This window comes from Marinobacter santoriniensis NKSG1 (assembly GCF_000347775.1).
In the GTDB taxonomy this organism is placed as follows: Bacteria; Pseudomonadota; Gammaproteobacteria; order Pseudomonadales; family Oleiphilaceae; genus Marinobacter; species Marinobacter santoriniensis.
This window is the reverse complement of record NZ_APAT01000003.1, coordinates 22,737-41,511: the sequence shown is the minus strand read 5'-3', so window position 1 is coordinate 41,511 and position 18,775 is coordinate 22,737. Positions and strand designations below refer to the sequence as shown.

Sequence of the window (18,775 nt, the reverse complement as noted above, 5' to 3'; positions counted from 1 at the left end):
CCGCCTCCCATCAAAAAAGCCCGCACTGAGTGCGGGCTTTTTAATAAGGCCTGAGGCGTCTATCCCGATCACTCCGGGTCGTCGTCCTGATGCGTTTCCAGCCAGTGGCCGAGCTTGCTCTGCTTGGTATTCAGGTAATTTTCGTTGTGCGGGTTACGACCGACGTGCAGTGGAACCCGCTGAGCGATATCAATACCGTAGGACTCCAGGGCTTTCACCTTCCTGGGATTATTCGTCATCAGCCTGAGGCTTCGAATCCCCAGATGCCCCAGCATATCCCGACACATACTGTAGTCTCGCAGGTCGGCGGCAAATCCGAGCTTTTCATTGGCCTCCACGGTATCGGCTCCCTGATCCTGCAGGTGGTAGGCCCGGATCTTGTTGAGCAACCCAATACCGCGCCCTTCCTGACGAAGGTAGAGCAAGACACCCCGGCCTTCCCGGGCGATACTCCGCAAGGCCTCTTCCAGCTGGTAACCGCAATCGCATCGCATGCTGTACAAGGCATCGCCGGTCAGGCACTCGGAATGGGTCCGGGCCAGCATCGGCTCGTCACTCTCCAGATCACCCAGGGTCAGGGCGACGTGCTCCTTACCGGTGTCCGGTTCCTCGAAACCGTGCATATCAAATACCCCGAACGGGGTCGGTAGCCGGCAGGTCTGGATGTAACGAACAGCCACAGTCTATCCTCGTGGTTCAGTCAATCGGGGCGCGCATTCTACCACGGGGCCGGCAACTTGGCGTAGTCCTGCCCAGAGTCCCGTGGCGCCGATCAATGCACCGCTTGGTACGGGAGACCGAGGACCCCGGATCACGAACCGACGACCCAGTGTCCGCTGCGCCCCCCTTTTTTCTCCAGCAAACGCACACCGTCCACCGTCATACCGCGATCGACAGCCTTGCACATGTCATAGAGAGTCAGGGCGGCGACACTGGCCGCAGTCAACGCCTCCATCTCTACCCCCGTCTGTCCGGAGAGTTTGCAGCGGGTCAGGATATGTACCGACGCGCCGTCATCGCCCGGTGCCAGCTCGACTTTCACGGAAGTGAGATTCAGGCTGTGGCACAGGGGAATCAGCTCGTGGGTCTTTTTCGCAGCCATGATGCCGGCGATCCGGGCCGTGGCAAAGACATCGCCCTTGGGGTGCTCCCCCTCGATAATCATCCTCAGGGTTTCCGGCGCCATACGAATCGTGGCTTCAGCCCGGGCTTCCCGCTCCGTAACGGCCTTATCGGTGACATCCACCATTCGGGCTTCGCCCTTGTCGTCGAGATGGGTCAGTTGGCTCATGGTGCCTCCAGATTGGCATTCAGGGAATGGCAGGACAGTGTGATGTCCAGTGTAACGAAACTCGGAACTCAGGCATTGATATCAATCGGATTCACGCCACCAGTACCGGATCCCGGCGACGCCCTGACTTCCAAGCTCTCTGGCCCGGGGCACATCTTCCGGCCCGAGGCCGCCGAGGGCGTAGACCGGCAGCGTGGCACGGGCAACCAGTGACTGGAACCGGGGCCAGCCCAGGGCCGGCTGGCCAGGATGACTTTCTGTCGGCAATACCGGGCCAAGGGTGGCGAAATCCGCACCGAGGGCTGCGGCATGAGCCAGCTGCGCCTCGTCGTGGCAGGAAACGCCAAACCAGGCAGAGACCGGCACCGGTCGCGACTCAAGGGTCCGGGCCTCGCGCCATGGCAGGTGAATTCCGGCCGCCGAAGGTATTCGGGTATAGCGTTCGGCCGGGCCGTGAAGCAATGGCAAGTGCCCGAGTTCACGACAACGTCTGACGGCCTGTTCGGCAAACGCGAGGTAGGCGTCTTCGCTTAAATCGGGCGCACGGAGCATCACCATGGCCGGCTCATCGGGATCGAGCACAGCCAGACTGCTCTCAAGTATCTCCAATCCTTTGCGCGGCTCATCGAACGGGCCGCTGATCGCCAGAACACCTGGGAGGCGCAGGGCCCGGATAATGGGCCGATTGGCGGCCGGGAACTGATCGTCCCGGAGTTCCGAGGGATCGAGCCAGTCAACAGGCTGGCCTTCCCGGCCCTCGGCCTCTCCAATGGCATCCCGGGTGTGCCACACGTCCAGAAAAACCCGCTTGTCGCCATAGTCGTGCCGGATCCCGATGACCGGTGCCAGGGAGTCCTCCGGGACCTTCAGGCCCGTTTCCTCTGCGATTTCGCGAATCAGGGCCGCCTGAACCGTCTCTCCGGGCTCGACCTTGCCCCCCGGAAACTCCAGCAGGCCGCCCTGGTGGGCATGATCCGGCCGGCGCGCAATCAGTATCCGGCCCCGTCGCTCGATAACGGCAACTGCCACATGGACCTCCCGCCCGGACGAATTCGCTTTCGTCATGTCAGGTCCGGTATTCCGCATTGATGGTGACGTAATTATGGGAAAAATCGCAGGTCCATACCGTTTCGCGGACATCGCCCCGCTTGAGGTCGATGGCAATGGTAATTTCTTCGCGATCCATCACCGCCTGCCCTCGCTCCTCGGAATAGTCTTCGGCCCGGCCGCCATGGCGCACCAGGCAAACGTCGCCCAGATAGATTTCGAGAGCATTGAGATCCAACCCGGAAACACCCGCTCGCCCCACAGCCGCCAGAATCCGACCCCAGTTCGGATCAGAGGCATAAAGGGCCGTTTTCACCAGTGGCGAATGGGCAACCGTGTACGCCACATCCAGTGCCTCCTGCTGACTGGCCGCACCGCTTACGTCGATGGTCACGAACTTGGTGGCGCCCTCTCCATCGCGCACAATCGCGTGAGCCAGTTCCAGATAGACCTGCTCCAGCGCATCCCGCAATGCGGCCAGATCCGGACTGTCAGCGGTTATTTCCGGGCCGCCGTATTGGCCGGATGCCATCAACATACAGGCATCATTGGTGGACGTATCGCCATCGATCGTGATCCGGTTGAAGGATTTCTCACCAAGACCAGAAGCCAGGGACTGCAGGAGATCGGGCGCAATGAGCGCATCTGTGGCGATAAAACCCAGCATGGTCGCCATATTCGGACGAATCATCCCTGCGCCTTTACTGATCCCGGAAATCGTGACAGTCCGCCCGTTCACCTCCACCTGACGGCTTGCCCCTTTCGGCCGGGTATCGGTTGTCATGATGCCGCTGGCCGCTTCCGCCCAGCGATCCCCCGAGACAGCCTCCAGGGCCTGCGGCAAGGCATTGACGATTTTCGTGACTGGCAGCGGTTCACCGATCACGCCGGTGGAAAATGGCAGGACTTCTTCCATGCTGATGCTGGCCTGATCGGCCAGTGCCCGACAGCAGGCGATCGCATCTTCCATGCCCTGCGCACCGGTTCCGGCGTTGGCATTGCCGGTATTGATCAGCAGGTAGCGGGGCGAGGCCAGCGACAGATGGCGACGGCTGAGGGTCACCGGTGCCGCACAGAACTGGTTGCGGGTAAAAATCCCGGCCACCCGGCTTCCCGGGGCGAGTTCAAACACCACCAGATCCTTTCGGCCCGGCTTTTTGATACCCGCGCTGGCTATGCCCAACCGGATTCCCGGGACCGGGAAAAACTCAGGCAGGGTACCTGGACCTACCGCCATGGTGCATCTCCTTCTCTGAATACTGATACAAAACGTTCATAACGCAAAAACCCGCAGCCCGGGTGAAACCGGGTTGCGGGCCAATGCAGCTGGCTGATCGTGCCTCGGTGTCAGCTAACCTTGCCGCAGCACTGTTTGTACTTCTTGCCGGACCCGCAGGGACAGGGTTCATTTCGTCCGACCTTTCGTTCCTGGCGAACGAAGGTCTCCGGAGTGGCTCCCTGCTGACGCCCCTCAACGTCCCCCTCGCTCTCGCTTTCGGCGGTTGCGCTGGTTTCGTCATGACGCAGACGGGCGCGCGCGAGCTCTCTCTCCAGTTCCTCTTTCCGACGACGCTCGACCTCTTCCATCTCTTCCGGGGTCTGAACCCGAACGTGACAGAGGATACGGGTCACGTCCCGTTTCATGGTCTCGAGCATATCCTCAAACAGGTTGAAGGCCTCGCGCTTGTATTCCTGCTTGGGGTTCTTCTGGGCGTAGCCACGAAGATGAATCCCGCGGCGCAGGTGATCCATGTTGGAGAGATGCTCTTTCCAGAGTGTGTCGAGAACCTGCAGGAAGACCTGCTTCTCGAACTTGCGCATTGCCTCCGGTCCTGCGATCTCCTCCTTGGCGTCGTAGGCGGCAACCACCTCGGCCAGAATCTTCTCTCGCAGGCTTTCTTCATAGAGTTTGCTGTCTTCGGAGAGCCATTGCTGAATGGGCAGATCGATCGCCATTTCGGACTGCAGCTGGGCTTCCAGGCCGGATACGTCCCACTGCTCCGGCATGCTCTGGGGCGGGATGTACTCGCTGATCACCTCATTGACCACATCTTCCCGGATGGTCTTGACCATGTCGGAAATGTCGTCAGACGACATGACTTCGTTACGCTGATCGTAGATCACGGTCCGCTGATCGTTCGCCACATCATCGTATTCGAGCAGGGTCTTACGCATGTCGAAGTTGCGACCCTCGACCTTACGCTGCGATTTCTCGATCGCATTGGTCACCATACGGTGCTCGATGGCTTCGCCCTTCTTCATGCCCATGGCCTGCATGAGGCTCTTCACCCGATCCGGGGCGAAAATCCGCATGAGGTTGTCTTCCAGCGACAGGAAGAAGCGGGAAGAACCCGGATCCCCCTGACGACCGGCACGGCCCCGCAACTGGTTATCGATACGGCGGGATTCATGGCGTTCGGTGCCGACAATGTGCAGGCCGCCCGCCTCGAGGACCTGATTGTGACGCTCAGTCCATTCCGCCTTCAGTCGTGCAATCTCCTCGTCGGTGGGATTCTCCATCGCCGCGGCTTCGAATTCCCAGTTACCGCCAAGCACAATATCGGTACCACGTCCCGCCATGTTGGTGGCGATGGTGACTGCGCCCGGCCGGCCCGCCTGGGCCACGATCAGCGCTTCCGATTCGTGCTGCTTGGCGTTCAGGATCTTGTGATCAATCCGAGCCTTTTTCAGGAGCATGGACAGAAGCTCGGACGCTTCGATAGAGGCTGTGCCCACGAGAATCGGGCGACCTTCCGCCGTCACATCCTTGATTTCATCAATAATGGCGTGGAATTTCTCTTCCTGGGTCAGATAGACCAGGTCGTTGTAATCAATCCGCTGGATGGGCTTGTTGGGCGGGATCACCACCACGTCCAGTCCGTAGATTTCCCGGAATTCGAACGCCTCGGTATCCGCGGTGCCGGTCATGCCCGCCAGCTTGTCGTACAGACGGAAATAGTTCTGGAAGGTGGTGGAAGCCAGTGTCTGGCTTTCGGCCTGGATCTTCACGCCCTCTTTGGCTTCGATGGCCTGGTGAAGGCCCTCGCTCCAACGACGCCCCGGCATGGTCCGACCGGTGTGTTCGTCAACAATGACCACCTGATCGCCCTGGACGATATAATCCACGTCCTTCTGGAACAGATGGTGAGCACGGAGCGCGGAGTGGACATGGTGCAGGAGGCTCAGGTTGGACGCCGAATACAGGCTCTCGCCCTCATTCAGCAGGCCTCGGCTGAGCAGCAGCTCTTCCACTTTCTCGTGGCCCGCTTCAGTCAGCTCGACCTGGCGGGTTTTCTCATCAATGGTGAAATCGCCGGTGGGCTCACCGTCCTCCGGAGCCTCGCCCTTTTCCAGACTCGGCACCAGGGCATTGATCGCCTGATACAGTTTGGAGCTGTCCTCGGCGGCACCGGAAATGATCAGCGGAGTCCGGGCCTCGTCAATCAGGATGGAGTCCACCTCGTCGACGATCGCGTAGTTCAGACCGCGCTGTACCTTGTCGTCGGTGCTGAACGCCATGTTGTCGCGCAGGTAGTCAAAACCGAATTCGTTGTTGGTCCCGTAGGTGATATCCGCCTGGTAGGCCGCTCGTTTCTCTTCGGGCGACTGACCGGCGACCACAACACCCACCTGGAGACCGAGGAAGCGGTAGAGTTTACCCATCCATTCGGCGTCACGGCGCGCCAGGTAGTCGTTTACGGTCACCACATGGACGCCTTTGCCCGCCAATGCGTTGAGGTAAACCGAAGCCGTCGCCACCAGGGTCTTGCCTTCCCCGGTCTTCATCTCGGCGATGCGCCCTTCATGCAGCGTGATACCACCGATCAACTGGACATCGTAATGCCGCATGCCCATGACCCGGCGACTGGCCTCCCTGACCGTGGCGAATGCCTCGGGCAGGATGGCATCCAGATTCTCACCGTCGGCGATTCGACGCTGAAACTCTGCGGTCTTTCCTTGCAACTCTGTATCGGAGAAATTCCCGAACTGCTCTTCAAGTTCATTGATGCGCGCGACAGACTTCCGCATCCTCTTGATTTCACGGGCATTTTTACTGCCGAACATCTTAGTTGCAAGCTTTGTGAACATAGACCACTGCTTCTTTAATTAAACGAAGGAAGCCGGCATTCTAACCTTATTTTCCGACAGGACAAAAGGCGCACATCTCAAGTGCGATGTTATAACTCATGGAATGCCAACGACTTGCCCATTAATGGGCCGAAACTGCCCTGTGCCGCGCGAATGTCGGGAGGGCGAAGGAGCCAGGGCGATCAGTGATCGGCCCGGGCGATATACTTTCTCGGATCGGTGGAGCGACCGTTTTTACGCACTTCGAAATGCACATGGGGTCCCGTTGACCGGCCGGTGCTGCCCATCAGACCGATGACCTGCCCTTTCTGGACAACATCACCGACCTTGACCTCCACTTCCTTGCAATGCCCGTAACGCGTGGTCAGGCCATCGCCGTGGTCGATTTCCACCAGATTACCATAACCATAGCGATCGCCCGCCCAGGTCACGACACCAGCCGCTACCGCGATGATATCGCTGCCTTCCTTGCCGGCCAGGTCCACACCATCGTGCCAGGCGCGCTTGCCGTTGAACGGATCGGTACGATAACCGTAGTTGGATGACAACCATCCCCAGGTGATCGGACGCCCTTCGACATATCGTTCGTCCTCAATCTTCTTGCGGGAGGCCAGCTTGTCCAGCAGCCGCAACTGCTGTTCCCGGTCGGAAAGCTGATTGTCCAGCCGGTCGATCATGTCGGTCAGCGCCGGAATAGAGTAGGAATCCTTGAGGGAGGAACTTTCCGGGCCACCCACCGCCGGCGGCTCACTGAAATCGAATTCCTCACTGGCCACCAGTCCGGACTCGACAAACCTCTGGCCCAGAGCATCCAGACGAAGCAGACGTCCCTGCATTTCGCCAAGACGAAGTGTCAGCGCATCAATCTGCTGTTGGGCGTCTTCCCGGACCTGGGCAAGCTCCTGTTTCTGGTCACTGAGCTTTGACTGCCAATGCTCGACTAACTCGGAGGGCGTCGGCTCGGCCGCCTCTGCCTGACTTACCGCAGCCTGGTACCCTCCCCACCCGGCAGCGACCAGCAGACCCAGCGCGAGCCCGCCCAATCCAACTGCCAGTTTACCGTTCAGGGCCAACACCCGGGATTTACCATGGTGCTTGCCAACGAGGATAATGTTCATAGTGTCTTCTGATGTTTTCATCGGGGAGTCGCACGCCTGATCCTGTAGTGTTGCGACCCGGAATCTCCGAAGGGCTGCCGATCCGTGGCAACAGCTACGCGTCAAATGATCGTAGCGCCCGCTGGACATACACGATACTGTCAATGTAGAACGAATGACATACCGGCACTACGCACAAACCGTGCCGAAGTGTAACCAATCGTTAACCTGAGCGTCGAGCAAAAACACGACAGGGTGGACAAAAAGTGAGCAAAAAATGAGCTTTGACAAATTTGAGGGATCCCCTGCTCTCAAATCCCTTGTTGCCCGGGCGGAGCTGCACCGAAGTGCCGAATCCCAGATTCTGGAGGCGCTGCCGGAGGACCTTAAAACCGGTGTCCGGTTTCTGAGTTGCGAGGAGGGAGAACTGGTACTCTCGGCGGAAAACAGCTCAAGGGCGAGCCAGATACGCTTTCGTCAGCACGAGATCATGGAGAACGTTCGGCAGCATGAGCTGTTCCGTTTCGTCTGGAAGCTCAGGGTCAAGGTCGCACCCCCCAGGTTCCGGGAGCATCGAAAGGTCGAGAAACAGCCATTGAGCAAAGAAAATGCCCGGCTTCTCGAGGAAGAAGCCGGGCACACGAAGGATAAAGCTTTACGCGAGGTTCTCGAAAAACTCGCAAGCCACGTCAGGAACTGAGGCCTCCCGCCTCAGCCCTGCGCCGCAAGGACGGGCTTCATATAGGAAATAGGAGCCGTGGCTTCATCGTCGAAGGTCACCACTTCCCAGGCGTCCTCTTCAGCCCTGAGTTTGCGGAGCAGCTTGTTATTCAGATCGTGACCGGATTTCACGCCGCGGAATTCACCGATCAGGCTGTTGCCCAGCAGATACAGATCGCCAATGGCGTCGAGCACCTTGTGCTTGACGAACTCATCGTCGTAGCGAAGACCGTCCTCATTGAGGATCTTGTAGTCGTCGACCACGATGGCATTGTCGACAGATCCGCCCAGAGCAAGATTCATCGCCCGAAGCTTCTCGATATCACGCATGAAGCCGAAGGTGCGCGCCCGGGAAACTTCCTTCACGAATGACGTGCTGGAAAAGTCCACGGTGGCGGTTTGCGCCCGTCCCTTGAAGACGGGATGGTCGAAGTCGATGCCGAAGCTGACCTTGAAGCCTTCAAACGGCAGGAACGTCGCCTTCTTGTCGCCTTCTTCCACGCTGACTTCGTGCTTGATGCGAATGAAACGCTTCGCAGCTTCCTGCTCGGCAATGCCGGCGGACTGAAGCAGGAACACGAACGGTCCGGCGGACCCATCCATGATCGGCACTTCAGAAGCGCTCAGTTCCACAAAGCAGTTGTCGATACCGAGACCAGCCATGGCCGACAGCAGATGTTCTACTGTTGCCACACGGACACCGTCTTTTACCAGCGTCGTGGACAGCATGGTCTCACCTACATTCTCCGCGCAGGCACGGATCTCGACCATCGGGTCCAGATCGGTACGGCGGAAGATGATGCCTGAGTCAACCGGTGCCGGCTTGAGCGTCAGGTACACCTTTTCGCCCGAATGCAGGCCCACGCCGGTAGCCCGGATGGTATTTTTGAGTGTCCGTTGTCTGATCATCGGTTCATCATTCCGTCACAAAATGGCGATATTCTGGGCAAAAATCCGCCCGGAGAATATCAGAAAATAAGACTGAGTACCATTTAACCAGGACCCACCGGCCCCGAATTTACACAAAGCCTACAATCGGCACCCAGCCGCACGCAGTTTTCGCCTGAGTGGTTCCATTTTTCGCTCAAAACAGCGAAATGGATCCCAGGCTATTCAGGCCAAACCACAAGTGCGACAGATTATCAGTCAGCCTGGCGACGGAGGAATGCGGGAATATCGAGATAGTCCACGCCCTGCTCCTCGCTTTCTTTGCTCTGATCAATCGCCACATTACCGTTCGACACGGCACGACGACGCAGAACTGCCGGCCGGTCCAGCTGGTTGTAATCGGTCTTGCCATCCAGGGTACGGGTGTTGTCCACCACCTTGGTAGGCTTCTCCCCACGATCACCACCGAGGCCAGTAGCCACGACCGTTACCTTCAGCTCGTCGGTCATTTCCGGATCGATGACGGTACCCACGACAACCGTCGCGGAATCGGAAGCAAATTCGCGCACGATATCGCCAACCTCGGAAAACTCGCCCAGGTTGAGATCCATGCCCGCCGTGATATTGACCAGGATACCCTTGGCGCCCTGCAGGTTGATGTCTTCCAGCAGCGGGCTTCGAACGGCGGCTTCGGCCGCTTCGCGCGCACGGTTTTCGCCGGTGGCCCGGGCCGTACCCATCATCGCCATGCCCATTTCGGACATCACGGTTTTCACGTCGGCGAAGTCGACGTTGATCATACCGTTGCGAGTGATCAGGTCAGCGATGCCCTGAACGGCACCCAGCAGCACATCATTGGCGGCCGCGAAAGCATCCAGCAGGCTGGTTTTCTTGCCCATCACTGCCAGCAGCTTCTCGTTGGGAATGGTGATCAGCGAGTCGACGCTTTCCTCGAGCTCCTGCAAACCGGCTTCAGCCACACTCATCCGCTTGCCGCCTTCAAACATGAAGGGCTTGGTAACCACGGCAACGGTCAGGATGCCAAGCTCGCGAGCCACTTCGGCCACAATCGGCGCTGCACCGGTTCCGGTTCCACCACCCATTCCGGCGGTAATAAAGACCATGTCAGCACCCTGCAGCGCTTCGGCGATCCGGTCGCGATCTTCGAGAGCCGACTGACGGCCCACTTCCGGGTTGGCACCAGCGCCAAGCCCCTTGGTGATATTTCCGCCCAGCTGGATGATCTGACGAGCATCCATATCGGTGAGAGCCTGGGCATCCGTGTTGGCGCAGATAAATTCCACACCTTCAATGTCGCTGCTGAGCATGTGACGAACGGCGTTTCCGCCGCCTCCACCAACACCAACGACTTTAATGACAGCATTTTGCTGGACATTATCGACTAGTTCGAACATTTCCCCTACTCCTTCGTGCTGTTTTCGGCCTTTTACAGGCCGTTTATTCGAGATTTGTGTTTTCGAGATACCTTCGTGTACTTCCTGCCCGGTCCGTCAGAAATGACCGGTAAACCAGGCCTTCATGCGCTCCAACAGCGTGGGGGCGTCCTCCCCCTTGAGCACTGGCGCCCGCCCAAGATCCATCTGGCGGAAGCCGTGGATCAGCAACCCCACGCCGGTGGCGTAGATCGGGTTGTTGACCACTTCCGTCATACCGGAGACCGCCTGCGGAGAGGCGAGCCGGACCGGCATGTGGAAGATCTCTTCGGCCAGCTCCACCACGCCTTCCATGGTGGAGGAGCCGCCGGTCATCACGATGCCCGCGGGAATCATGTCCTCGAATCCGGATCTGCGCAGCTCTGACTGGACCAGAGTAAACAGCTCCTCGTAACGGGGCTCGACGACTTCGGCGAGCGCCTGTCGGGACAGATCCCGTGGGGCACGATCCCCCACGCTGGGCACCTTGATGGTTTCATCGGCGCCTGCGAGCTGGGTCAGCGCGCAGGCGTACTTGATCTTGATTTCCTCGGCATTCTGGGTCGGTGTGCGCAGGGCCATGGCAATGTCGTTGGTCACCTGGTCGCCGGCGATCGGAATGACCGCGGTATGGCGAATGGCGCCTCCGGTGAACACTGCGATGTCCGTGGTACCGCCTCCGATGTCCACGACGCAGACCCCGAGCTCCTTTTCGTCTTCGGTGAGAATCGCGTGACTGGAAGCCAGCTGCTCGAGAATGATGTCATCGACCTCCAGGCCACAGCGTTTCACGCATTTCTCGATGTTCTGGGCAGCATTCACTGCACAGGTCACCAGATGCACCTTGGCTTCCAGCCGGACCCCGGACATCCCCATGGGTTCCTTGATGCCTTCCTGACTGTCAATGACAAATTCCTGGGGCAGGATATGCAGGATTTTCTGGTCTGCCGGAATCGCCACTGCCTGGGCCGCGTCGATGACCCGATCGATATCAGCCTGGGTCACTTCCCGATCACGGATCGCCACAATCCCATGGGAGTTGAGACTCTTGATGTGGCTGCCCGCGATTCCCGCGTAGACCGAGTGAATACGGCAGCCTGCCATCAGTTCGGCTTCTTCGACGGCCCGCTGAATAGCCTGAACGGTGGTTTCAATATTCACCACGACGCCACGCTTGAGCCCCCGCGAAGGGTGGGAGCCGATGCCGACGACCTCAATGGTGCCGTCCATCTTGCGCTTGCCCACGATCGCAACCACCTTCGAGGTTCCGATGTCGAGTCCAACTATCATGTTTTCCGTTTCAACCGATGACATGTGTTCCACCAAACCTAGGGTCTGTCGTTGAGTTGCTAAGAATTCGGTCCGGAAGCGCCTTTTGCCTGCTTCCACTGCACCGCCACGCCATTGGTGTAACGGGCATCAATCCGACTGACTTCATCCGACCGGGACGCCAGTCGGGTTTCATACACTGTCAGGAACCGGTCAAACCGGTCCCTGACCTGATCGCGACCGAGCTCGACGTCGATGCCATTGGCCAGTTTCAGGCTCCAGGCGCCGCGTGCTTCCAGAGACAGCCCGGCAAAACCCAGGCCGTGAGCAACCAGCCGGTCACTGATCGTCTGTCCCATCTTGATCACATCCCGGACCCGCTCATCCGGACCGGAAAGCCGCGGAAGCGATCCGGCAACCTCCGGATTAGGTGGGCGGAAAAGTTCGCCCTTGCGACTGACCAGGCGACCATCCGTCCAGTACGCCAGGGGTTTCTTCTCCCGGATGTCGACCACCAGCCGGTCCGGCCACACGCGCCGAACCGCCGCCGATTCGACCCAGGGCCGCTGCTCCAGATCCGCCTTGATCTCTGACAGATCCGTTGCGAAATAACTCTTGCCAATCCATCTGCCCGCCTGACGCTCAATGGCGGTTCGGCTGTCGCCGATAAAATCACCGTTCACATCAATGGCCATGATCTGCTGATCCATGGCACCCAGAACCTTGCCTGTGCCCCAGGGCACCAGGCCGGCAAGCAGCACGATCACTGCACCCAGCCCGACCTGCAGCCAGGGTACCGCCTGCAGAACAGCCCGAACCGCGCCAAACCGGTCCCGCTCGGGTCCGACGGAGGTCGCCCCCCGACGCCGAGGCGGCTCGGACGGAATCGCCCGGCTCCGGATCAGCAGGTTCTCAATCATTCGCGTCCTCCAGGGTGTCACGGAGTATGCGCACCACCAGTTCCTCAAAGCTGATGCCGGCGGCACGGGCCGCCATAGGCACCAGGCTGTGGTCCGTCATGCCCGGCACGGTGTTCACTTCGAGCAACCAGAACTGGCCGTCGGCATCCTGCATGATGTCCACGCGGCCCCAGGTGCGGCATCCCACAACCCGAAACGCATCCTGGGCCAGTTGCTGCAGGCGGACCTCGTCATCCGGCGCCAGTCCGCAGGGAATCCGGTAATTGGTGTCGTCTGCCAGGTATTTTGCGTCGTAGTCGTAAAACACGTGATCGGTACTCAGACCGATTGCGGGCAGAGCCCGGTCCTGCAGCAGGCTGACGGTAAATTCCGGCCCTTCGATCCACTCCTCAACCAGCACCAGGTCATCCATGGCGGCGGCCTCGGTGTAGGCCTCGACCAATTCCGCCTCGGTGGTCACCTTGCGAATCCCGATACTCGAGCCTTCATGAGCCGGCTTTACGCTCAGTGGCGCCCGCAGTTCGCGGATAATTTTCTTCGCCTCCTCAACCGACGCCATGGCCCGGAACCGCGGGGTTGGCAAGCCACAACCTTCAAAAACGTATTTGGTGCGAAGCTTGTCCATTGCCAGTGCCGACGCCAGCATCTCACTCCCGGTATAGGGAATGCCCGCCTGGGCGAGAATGGCCTGAATCGTACCGTCCTCGCCGCCACGCCCGTGCAATGCGATGAAGACACGGTCGAAGTCGGGATCTTCTACGGTTTTCAGCAGGCAACCCCGCACATCCACGCCGAAGGCATCAACGCCTGCCGATTGCAGGGCGGACAACACGGCCTTCCCACTCTTCAGGGATACCTCCCGCTCGGCCGAGTCTCCGCCCATAAACACGGCGACCCTGCCAAATCGACGCGTCAGGGCAGGATCCGCCTGGTACGCCGCAATGTCGTTATGGTGCGTATCACTCACCGGACATAACTCCCGCTGCGGCCAGACGCGCAGCTACACCACCAATATCGCCGGCGCCCTGGGTAATCAGCAGGTCGCCGTCCTGAAGCACATTGGCCAACAGACTTTCTATTTCCCGATTGTCTTCAATGAACACCGGCTCCACCTTGCCCCGTTGGCGGATACTGCGGCACAGAGATCGTCCATCGGCCCCCGGAATCGCCGGTTCGCCCGCCGGATACACATCCATCAGCAAAAGCGCATCCACCTCGGACAGGACACGCACGAAATCCTCGTAAAGGTCCCGGGTCCGGGTATAACGATGAGGCTGGTACAACATCACCAGGCGGCGCTCCGGCCAGGCATCATGGGCAGCCCGGATCACGGCTTCCACTTCGGTGGGATGGTGTCCGTAATCGTCGATGAGCGTAACGGTGCCTTTCGGTGTCTGATAATCCCCGTATACCTGGAAGCGCCGGCCGACACCGGCAAATCCGGACAGCCCTTCGCAGATGGCATCGTCGTCAACGCCTTCGTCAGTCGCCACCGCAATCGCCGCGAGGGCATTGAGCACGTTGTGGCGCCCGGGCATCCTGAGTTCTACAGACAGGTCGCTGCGACCGCCGGGGCGCTTCACGACAAAACGGGTCTTCAGGCCATCCGAGACAATGCCCTCGGCGCGGTAATCCGCCGCCGGATTCTCGATGCCGTAGGTAATGATCGCCCGGGAAATCCGGGGAATGATTTCCTGCACGTACGCGTCGTCAACGCACATGACTGCCACGCCATAGAAAGGCAGGTTGTGAAGGAAATCCACGAACGTCTGCTTGAGCTTCTCGACGTCACCGCCATAGGTGTCCATGTGATCCGCTTCGATGTTGGTCACCACGGAAATCACAGGCGTGAGGTGGAGGAACGACGCATCGCTTTCGTCCGCTTCCGCAACCAGGTAGCGAGAACCGCCCAGCTGCGCGTTGGTTCCGGCACTGTTGAGCTTTCCACCGATTACGAACGTCGGGTCCAGACCCGCCTCGCCCAGAACCGAGGCAATCAGGCTGGTCGTCGTGGTCTTGCCATGGGTGCCGGCGACCGCGATTCCGTGGCGGTAACGCATGATCTCCGCCAGCATTTCGGCACGGGGAACGATCGGGACCCGTCGGCTGCGGGCAGAGACAACCTCAGGGTTGTCGGAGGCAACGGCCGTGGACACCACGACTACATCTGCCCGGGCACTGTTTTCTTCTCGATGGCCGATCTGAACATCGACACCCAGCGCCTTGAGGCGATCGGTGACCGGGCCTTCCTTCAGGTCCGACCCCGAAACCTCGTAGCCCTGGTTTTTCAGCACCTCGGCGATGCCGCTCATGCCGGCGCCGCCAATACCCACAAAGTGGATATGACGGATCCGGCGCATCTCAGGCACCTGATAGACCAGTGGCGGATTCGTTGCATCAGCCATTGGCGGCCTCCAGACAGTAATTCACGACTCTCTCCGTTGCATCCGGGCGGGCCAGCGTGCGCGCGGCCTTCGCCATATTCATGACCCGTGACCGGTTACCCGCCAGGTCTTCCAGGGTTTCCGCCAACACCGTCGCTGTCAGTTTTGGCTGTGGTATCAGGATCGCGCCCCCGGCATCGACCATCTGACGGGCATTGGCCGTCTGGTGATCGTCGACGGCATGCGGGAACGGCACGAGCACTGCACCAATCCCAGCGGCACACAGCTCCGACACCGTCAGCGCACCCGACCGGCACACCACAACATCGGCCCAACTGTAGGCTTCCGCCATGTCCTTGATAAACCGGTCCACCCGGGCTGATACGCCACTCGCCTCATAGGCTTCGGCGGTGGCATCGTATTTGTTTTCGCCACACTGATGACGCACCTCTGGACGTCGATCCTCCGGGATCAACGCCAAAGCTTCGGGCAGGCGCTCATTAAAGACCTGAGCCCCCAGGCTACCGCCGACCACCAAAACACGGAGCGGGCCGTTCCTATCGCCCATGCGGGCTTCCGGAGCCGGCAGGTCCGCCAGATCCTGGCGCACCGGATTGCCGGTGCACCGGGTGATGACGTCGGCACCGAAGCTGCCTGGAAAGGCTTCCAATACTGTTTCCGCGAACCGCACCAGGATCCGGTTGGTCATACCGGCAATGGCGTTCTGTTCGTGAACCACCAGGGGCGTGCGGGTGATCCAGGCGGCCACACCGCCGGGGCCGGTGACAAAGCCGCCCATTCCCACCACACAGTCCGGCTTGACCCGCCGAACGATGGTAAAGGCCTCACCGAGTGCGCGCATCAGCCGGAACGGTGCGAGCAACAGCGCCAGTCTGCCCTTGCCCCGAAGCCCGGAAATGTGAATAAGGGACAGGGGAATATCGGTGTCACCAATCAGCCGCTGTTCCATTCCTCCTCTGGCTCCGAGCCAATGCACCTCATGTCCGCGAGCCTGCAGCGCGCGGGCCGTGGCCAGTGCCGGGAACACGTGGCCACCGGTGCCGCCAGCCATCATCAGGAAGCGCCGGGCGTTACTCATAACGCGCACCTCCCCGTTTGGACGACCCGGTTTTCTCGCGATCCAGCCGTACCTTGTCGAGACGCTCCATCTCGACACGAGCCAGGACCCCGATGCAGATGCAGCTCACCATGAGGCTTGATCCGCCGTAGCTGACCAGCGGCAACGTCAGGCCCTTGGTCGGAAGCAGACCTGTGCTGACGGCCATATTGATGCCCGCCTGCAAGCCTATGAGCAGGCTCAGGCCATAGGAAAAACACGCACCGAACGGCATCCCCGCCTTTTCAGCGCGACGGGCGATCACCAGCCCGGACGTCACCAGAATCGTGAACAGCCCGAGCACAATCAGCGATCCGATCAAGCCGAACTCTTCCGCAACAATGGCGAAAATGAAGTCCGTGTGGGCCTCGGGCAGATAGAACAGCTTCTGAATCGAGTTGCCCAACCCGACGCCGAACCACTCGCCCCGACCGAAGGCAATCAGCGACTGGGTCAACTGATAGCCACTGTCGAACTGATCCTTCCAGGGATCCAGGTAACTCACGACCCGCTTGATCCGGTACGGCTGGGTCAGTACCAGCAACGCGCCCAATACAATCAGCGTGATGATCAGAGGCACAAACCGGCTGAGACGGACGCCGCTGAGAAAAATCATGCCGGCGGACGCCGAGACCAGAACCACCGTGGCCCCGAAATCCGGTTCCGTGACCAGCAGGAAAGAGGCAACCCCCAGAATGAGCAACGGTTTGAGAAAGCCCGGCCATGTGTTCAGCAATTCTTCCCGACGCCGGACCACGTATCCGGCCAGATAGGCAATCAGGCACAGCTTGGCCACCTCAGACACCTGGACATTGAACAGTCCGAACGGAATCCAGCGCGTTGAACCATTCACCGTGCGCCCAAGCGGCGTAAGCACCAGCACCAGCACGACCAGGCCAATCGACAGCAGCAGCCAGCCGCTGCGCTCCCACCAACTGACCGGCACATTCACGGCCAAAAGCGCCAGACCACAGCCCATCACGGCAAACAGCAGTTGACGAATCACATAGTGATAACTGTTGCCGACGGTCTCCGCGGCCATATCCATCGAGGCTGAAGAAATCATCACGACGCCAATCACCATCAGGGCGATTGCGCTGATCATCAGCATCGGCAACGGCTCGAACCTGGCAAACCACCGGTTCTGGATGGGAAGGCTGGCTTCAAGTGACATCACAGGCCCTCCACAAGTTGCCGGAACTGATCTCCGCGATCGTTGTAATCACGGAACATATCGAAACTGGCACACGCGGGTGACAACAGCACCCGATCACCGGGACGGGCCGCCGCCCGGGCTTCAGTCACCGCCTCGGCCAGGGTTGTTGCCTGCTTTACCGGAACGGAAGAACCGATGACCTCCGCGATGCGCTCCGCATCCTGCCCGATCAGGACCACAGTGCGGCAGTGCAGCGTGACCGGCGCCTCCAGCGGAGAAAAATCAGCGCCTTTACCATCGCCGCCGGCGATTAACACAACCTTGCCGTGATCCGGCACAAGACTCTCGATCGCGGCAACGGTGGCGCCTACGTTGGTTCCCTTGGAATCGTTGATATAGTCAACGTCATCCAGCGAACGGACAAATTCACAGCGGTTCGGAAGCCCACGGAAATTCCGGACGACCTCCAGCATCACAGCCATCGGGAAGTCCGCCGCATGGCCCAGGGCCAGCGCCGCCATGACGTTGCTGACGTTGTGGTGGCCCATCAGTTTGAGCTCACTGGTCAACAGGAGGTTATCAAGTCCGAAAGTAATCCAGGTTCCCTGATCATCGTCCCGGGTACTGAAGGTATCCGGGTTCACGCGATGGAAGCCGAAACACAGGAATCTCAAAGTATCCCGGGCCATCGGGGTACTGAGCGCATCGTCGAGGTTGACGATGGCGTTTTTCGCCCCCCGGAAAATTCTCTGCTTGGCCTGGAAATACGCCATCTTGTCCGGATACCGGTCCATGTGATCATCACTGACATTCAGAACGGTCGCCGCCAGCGCATTGAGCTCTTCAGTGGTTTCAAGCTGGAAACTGGATAATTCCAGCACGTAAAGATCCGCGCCCTGGCCCAGAAGATCCAATGCGGGTGTACCTATATTGCCGCCGACCTGCACATTCCGGCCCGCAGCCCGGGCCATTTCGCCAACGAGCGTGGTGACGGTGGTCTTTCCGTTGGAACCGGTGATGGCAATGATCGGCGCATCAGCGGCCTCCGCGAACAAGTCGATATCGCCGCGGATGCGGGCTCCGTGCTGAGCGGCGTAGGCGATCGCCGGCTCGGCAATCGCAATACCCGGGCTGACGACCAGTTCGTTGAATGTGGCGAACTGCTCAGCGTTGAATGGTCCCAGATGCACCGGCACTTCTGGATACCGTGAGCGCAGCTCATCGATTCCGGGCGGATTGTCCCGGCTGTCAGCCACAACGATCTCCCTGCCCTGAGCCGACAGGTAACGCACGCAGGAGAGCCCGGTTTTACCGAGCCCTACCACCAATGTGCGACGATCCGATGCGATGACACTCATAGCAGA

The 18,775-nt window shown here is 59.8% G+C and carries 16 protein-coding genes; 1 reads left to right on the top strand and 15 read right to left on the bottom strand.

The window, feature by feature from the left end:
- Window positions 1–68 precede the first annotated feature (68 nt).
- From ribA to MSNKSG1_RS00185, 6 genes are all read right to left on the bottom strand, one after another.
- Window positions 69–680 (bottom strand): GTP cyclohydrolase II, encoded by a 612-nt coding sequence (gene ribA / locus MSNKSG1_RS00210; RefSeq protein WP_008937209.1) that lies wholly within the window; start codon window positions 678–680, stop codon window positions 69–71.
- 131 nt (window positions 681–811) lie between these two features.
- Complete coding sequence (gene moaC, locus MSNKSG1_RS00205) at window positions 812–1,291, bottom strand: cyclic pyranopterin monophosphate synthase MoaC (protein ID WP_008937208.1); 480 nt, start codon at window positions 1,289–1,291, stop codon at window positions 812–814.
- Window positions 1,292–1,372: 81 nt separating this feature from the next.
- Window positions 1,373–2,356, bottom strand: coding sequence for a Nudix family hydrolase (locus MSNKSG1_RS00200; protein WP_008937207.1), 984 nt, complete (start codon window positions 2,354–2,356; stop codon window positions 1,373–1,375).
- A gap of 1 nt (window position 2,357) precedes the next feature.
- A complete protein-coding gene (gene argJ, locus MSNKSG1_RS00195) occupies window positions 2,358–3,575 on the bottom strand; it encodes a bifunctional glutamate N-acetyltransferase/amino-acid acetyltransferase ArgJ (RefSeq protein WP_008937206.1) in 1,218 nt (405 codons plus the stop codon).
- A 110-nt stretch (window positions 3,576–3,685) separates the two neighbouring features.
- Entirely contained in the window at window positions 3,686–6,427 is a 2,742-nt protein-coding gene (gene secA / locus MSNKSG1_RS00190; RefSeq protein WP_008937205.1) for a preprotein translocase subunit SecA, read from the bottom strand.
- Window positions 6,428–6,609: 182 nt separating this feature from the next.
- Complete coding sequence (locus tag MSNKSG1_RS00185) at window positions 6,610–7,545, bottom strand: M23 family metallopeptidase (RefSeq protein WP_008937204.1); 936 nt, start codon at window positions 7,543–7,545, stop codon at window positions 6,610–6,612.
- Window positions 7,546–7,801: 256 nt separating this feature from the next.
- Here MSNKSG1_RS00185 and MSNKSG1_RS00180 point away from each other — a divergent pair, with 256 nt between their 5' ends.
- Complete coding sequence (locus MSNKSG1_RS00180; protein ID WP_008937203.1) at window positions 7,802–8,224, top strand: DciA family protein; 423 nt, start codon at window positions 7,802–7,804, stop codon at window positions 8,222–8,224.
- Between the two features lie 11 nt (window positions 8,225–8,235).
- Here MSNKSG1_RS00180 and lpxC read toward each other — a convergent pair whose 3' ends face one another.
- The 9 genes from lpxC to murD all read right to left on the bottom strand — a co-directional run bounded on the left by lpxC (window position 8,236) and on the right by murD (window position 18,769).
- On the bottom strand, window positions 8,236–9,153 hold the full coding sequence (gene lpxC / locus MSNKSG1_RS00175) for a UDP-3-O-acyl-N-acetylglucosamine deacetylase (RefSeq protein WP_008937202.1): 918 nt from the start codon (window positions 9,151–9,153) through the stop codon (window positions 8,236–8,238).
- A gap of 233 nt (window positions 9,154–9,386) precedes the next feature.
- Complete coding sequence (gene ftsZ / locus MSNKSG1_RS00170) at window positions 9,387–10,547, bottom strand: cell division protein FtsZ (RefSeq protein ID WP_008937201.1); 1,161 nt, start codon at window positions 10,545–10,547, stop codon at window positions 9,387–9,389.
- Between the two features lie 96 nt (window positions 10,548–10,643).
- The gene (gene ftsA, locus MSNKSG1_RS00165; protein ID WP_008937200.1) at window positions 10,644–11,879 is read right to left on the bottom strand and encodes a cell division protein FtsA; all 1,236 of its coding nucleotides are present in this window, start codon (window positions 11,877–11,879) and stop codon (window positions 10,644–10,646) included.
- Between the two features lie 35 nt (window positions 11,880–11,914).
- A complete protein-coding gene (locus tag MSNKSG1_RS00160; protein ID WP_008937199.1) occupies window positions 11,915–12,754 on the bottom strand; it encodes a cell division protein FtsQ/DivIB in 840 nt (279 codons plus the stop codon).
- The gene (locus MSNKSG1_RS00155) at window positions 12,747–13,721 is read right to left on the bottom strand and encodes a D-alanine--D-alanine ligase (protein WP_008937198.1); all 975 of its coding nucleotides are present in this window, start codon (window positions 13,719–13,721) and stop codon (window positions 12,747–12,749) included. The genes MSNKSG1_RS00160 and MSNKSG1_RS00155 overlap by 8 nt, the downstream gene beginning before the upstream one ends.
- Window positions 13,714–15,159: a UDP-N-acetylmuramate--L-alanine ligase gene (gene murC, locus MSNKSG1_RS00150; RefSeq protein ID WP_008937197.1), complete on the bottom strand. Its 1,446-nt coding sequence runs from the start codon at window positions 15,157–15,159 to the stop codon at window positions 13,714–13,716. Before murC ends, MSNKSG1_RS00155 begins: the two co-directional genes overlap by 8 nt.
- Window positions 15,152–16,237 carry an undecaprenyldiphospho-muramoylpentapeptide beta-N-acetylglucosaminyltransferase gene (gene murG, locus MSNKSG1_RS00145; protein ID WP_008937196.1) on the bottom strand — a complete coding sequence of 362 codons (1,086 nt, stop codon included), beginning with the start codon at window positions 16,235–16,237 and terminating at the stop codon, window positions 15,152–15,154. Before murG ends, murC begins: the two co-directional genes overlap by 8 nt.
- Window positions 16,230–17,429: a putative lipid II flippase FtsW gene (gene ftsW / locus MSNKSG1_RS00140; RefSeq protein WP_008937195.1), complete on the bottom strand. Its 1,200-nt coding sequence runs from the start codon at window positions 17,427–17,429 to the stop codon at window positions 16,230–16,232. The genes murG and ftsW overlap by 8 nt, the downstream gene beginning before the upstream one ends.
- Window positions 17,429–18,769, bottom strand: a complete 1,341-nt coding sequence (gene murD / locus MSNKSG1_RS00135; protein ID WP_008937194.1) for a UDP-N-acetylmuramoyl-L-alanine--D-glutamate ligase — start codon at window positions 18,767–18,769, stop codon at window positions 17,429–17,431. Before murD ends, ftsW begins: the two co-directional genes overlap by 1 nt.
- Window positions 18,770–18,775 lie beyond the last annotated feature (6 nt).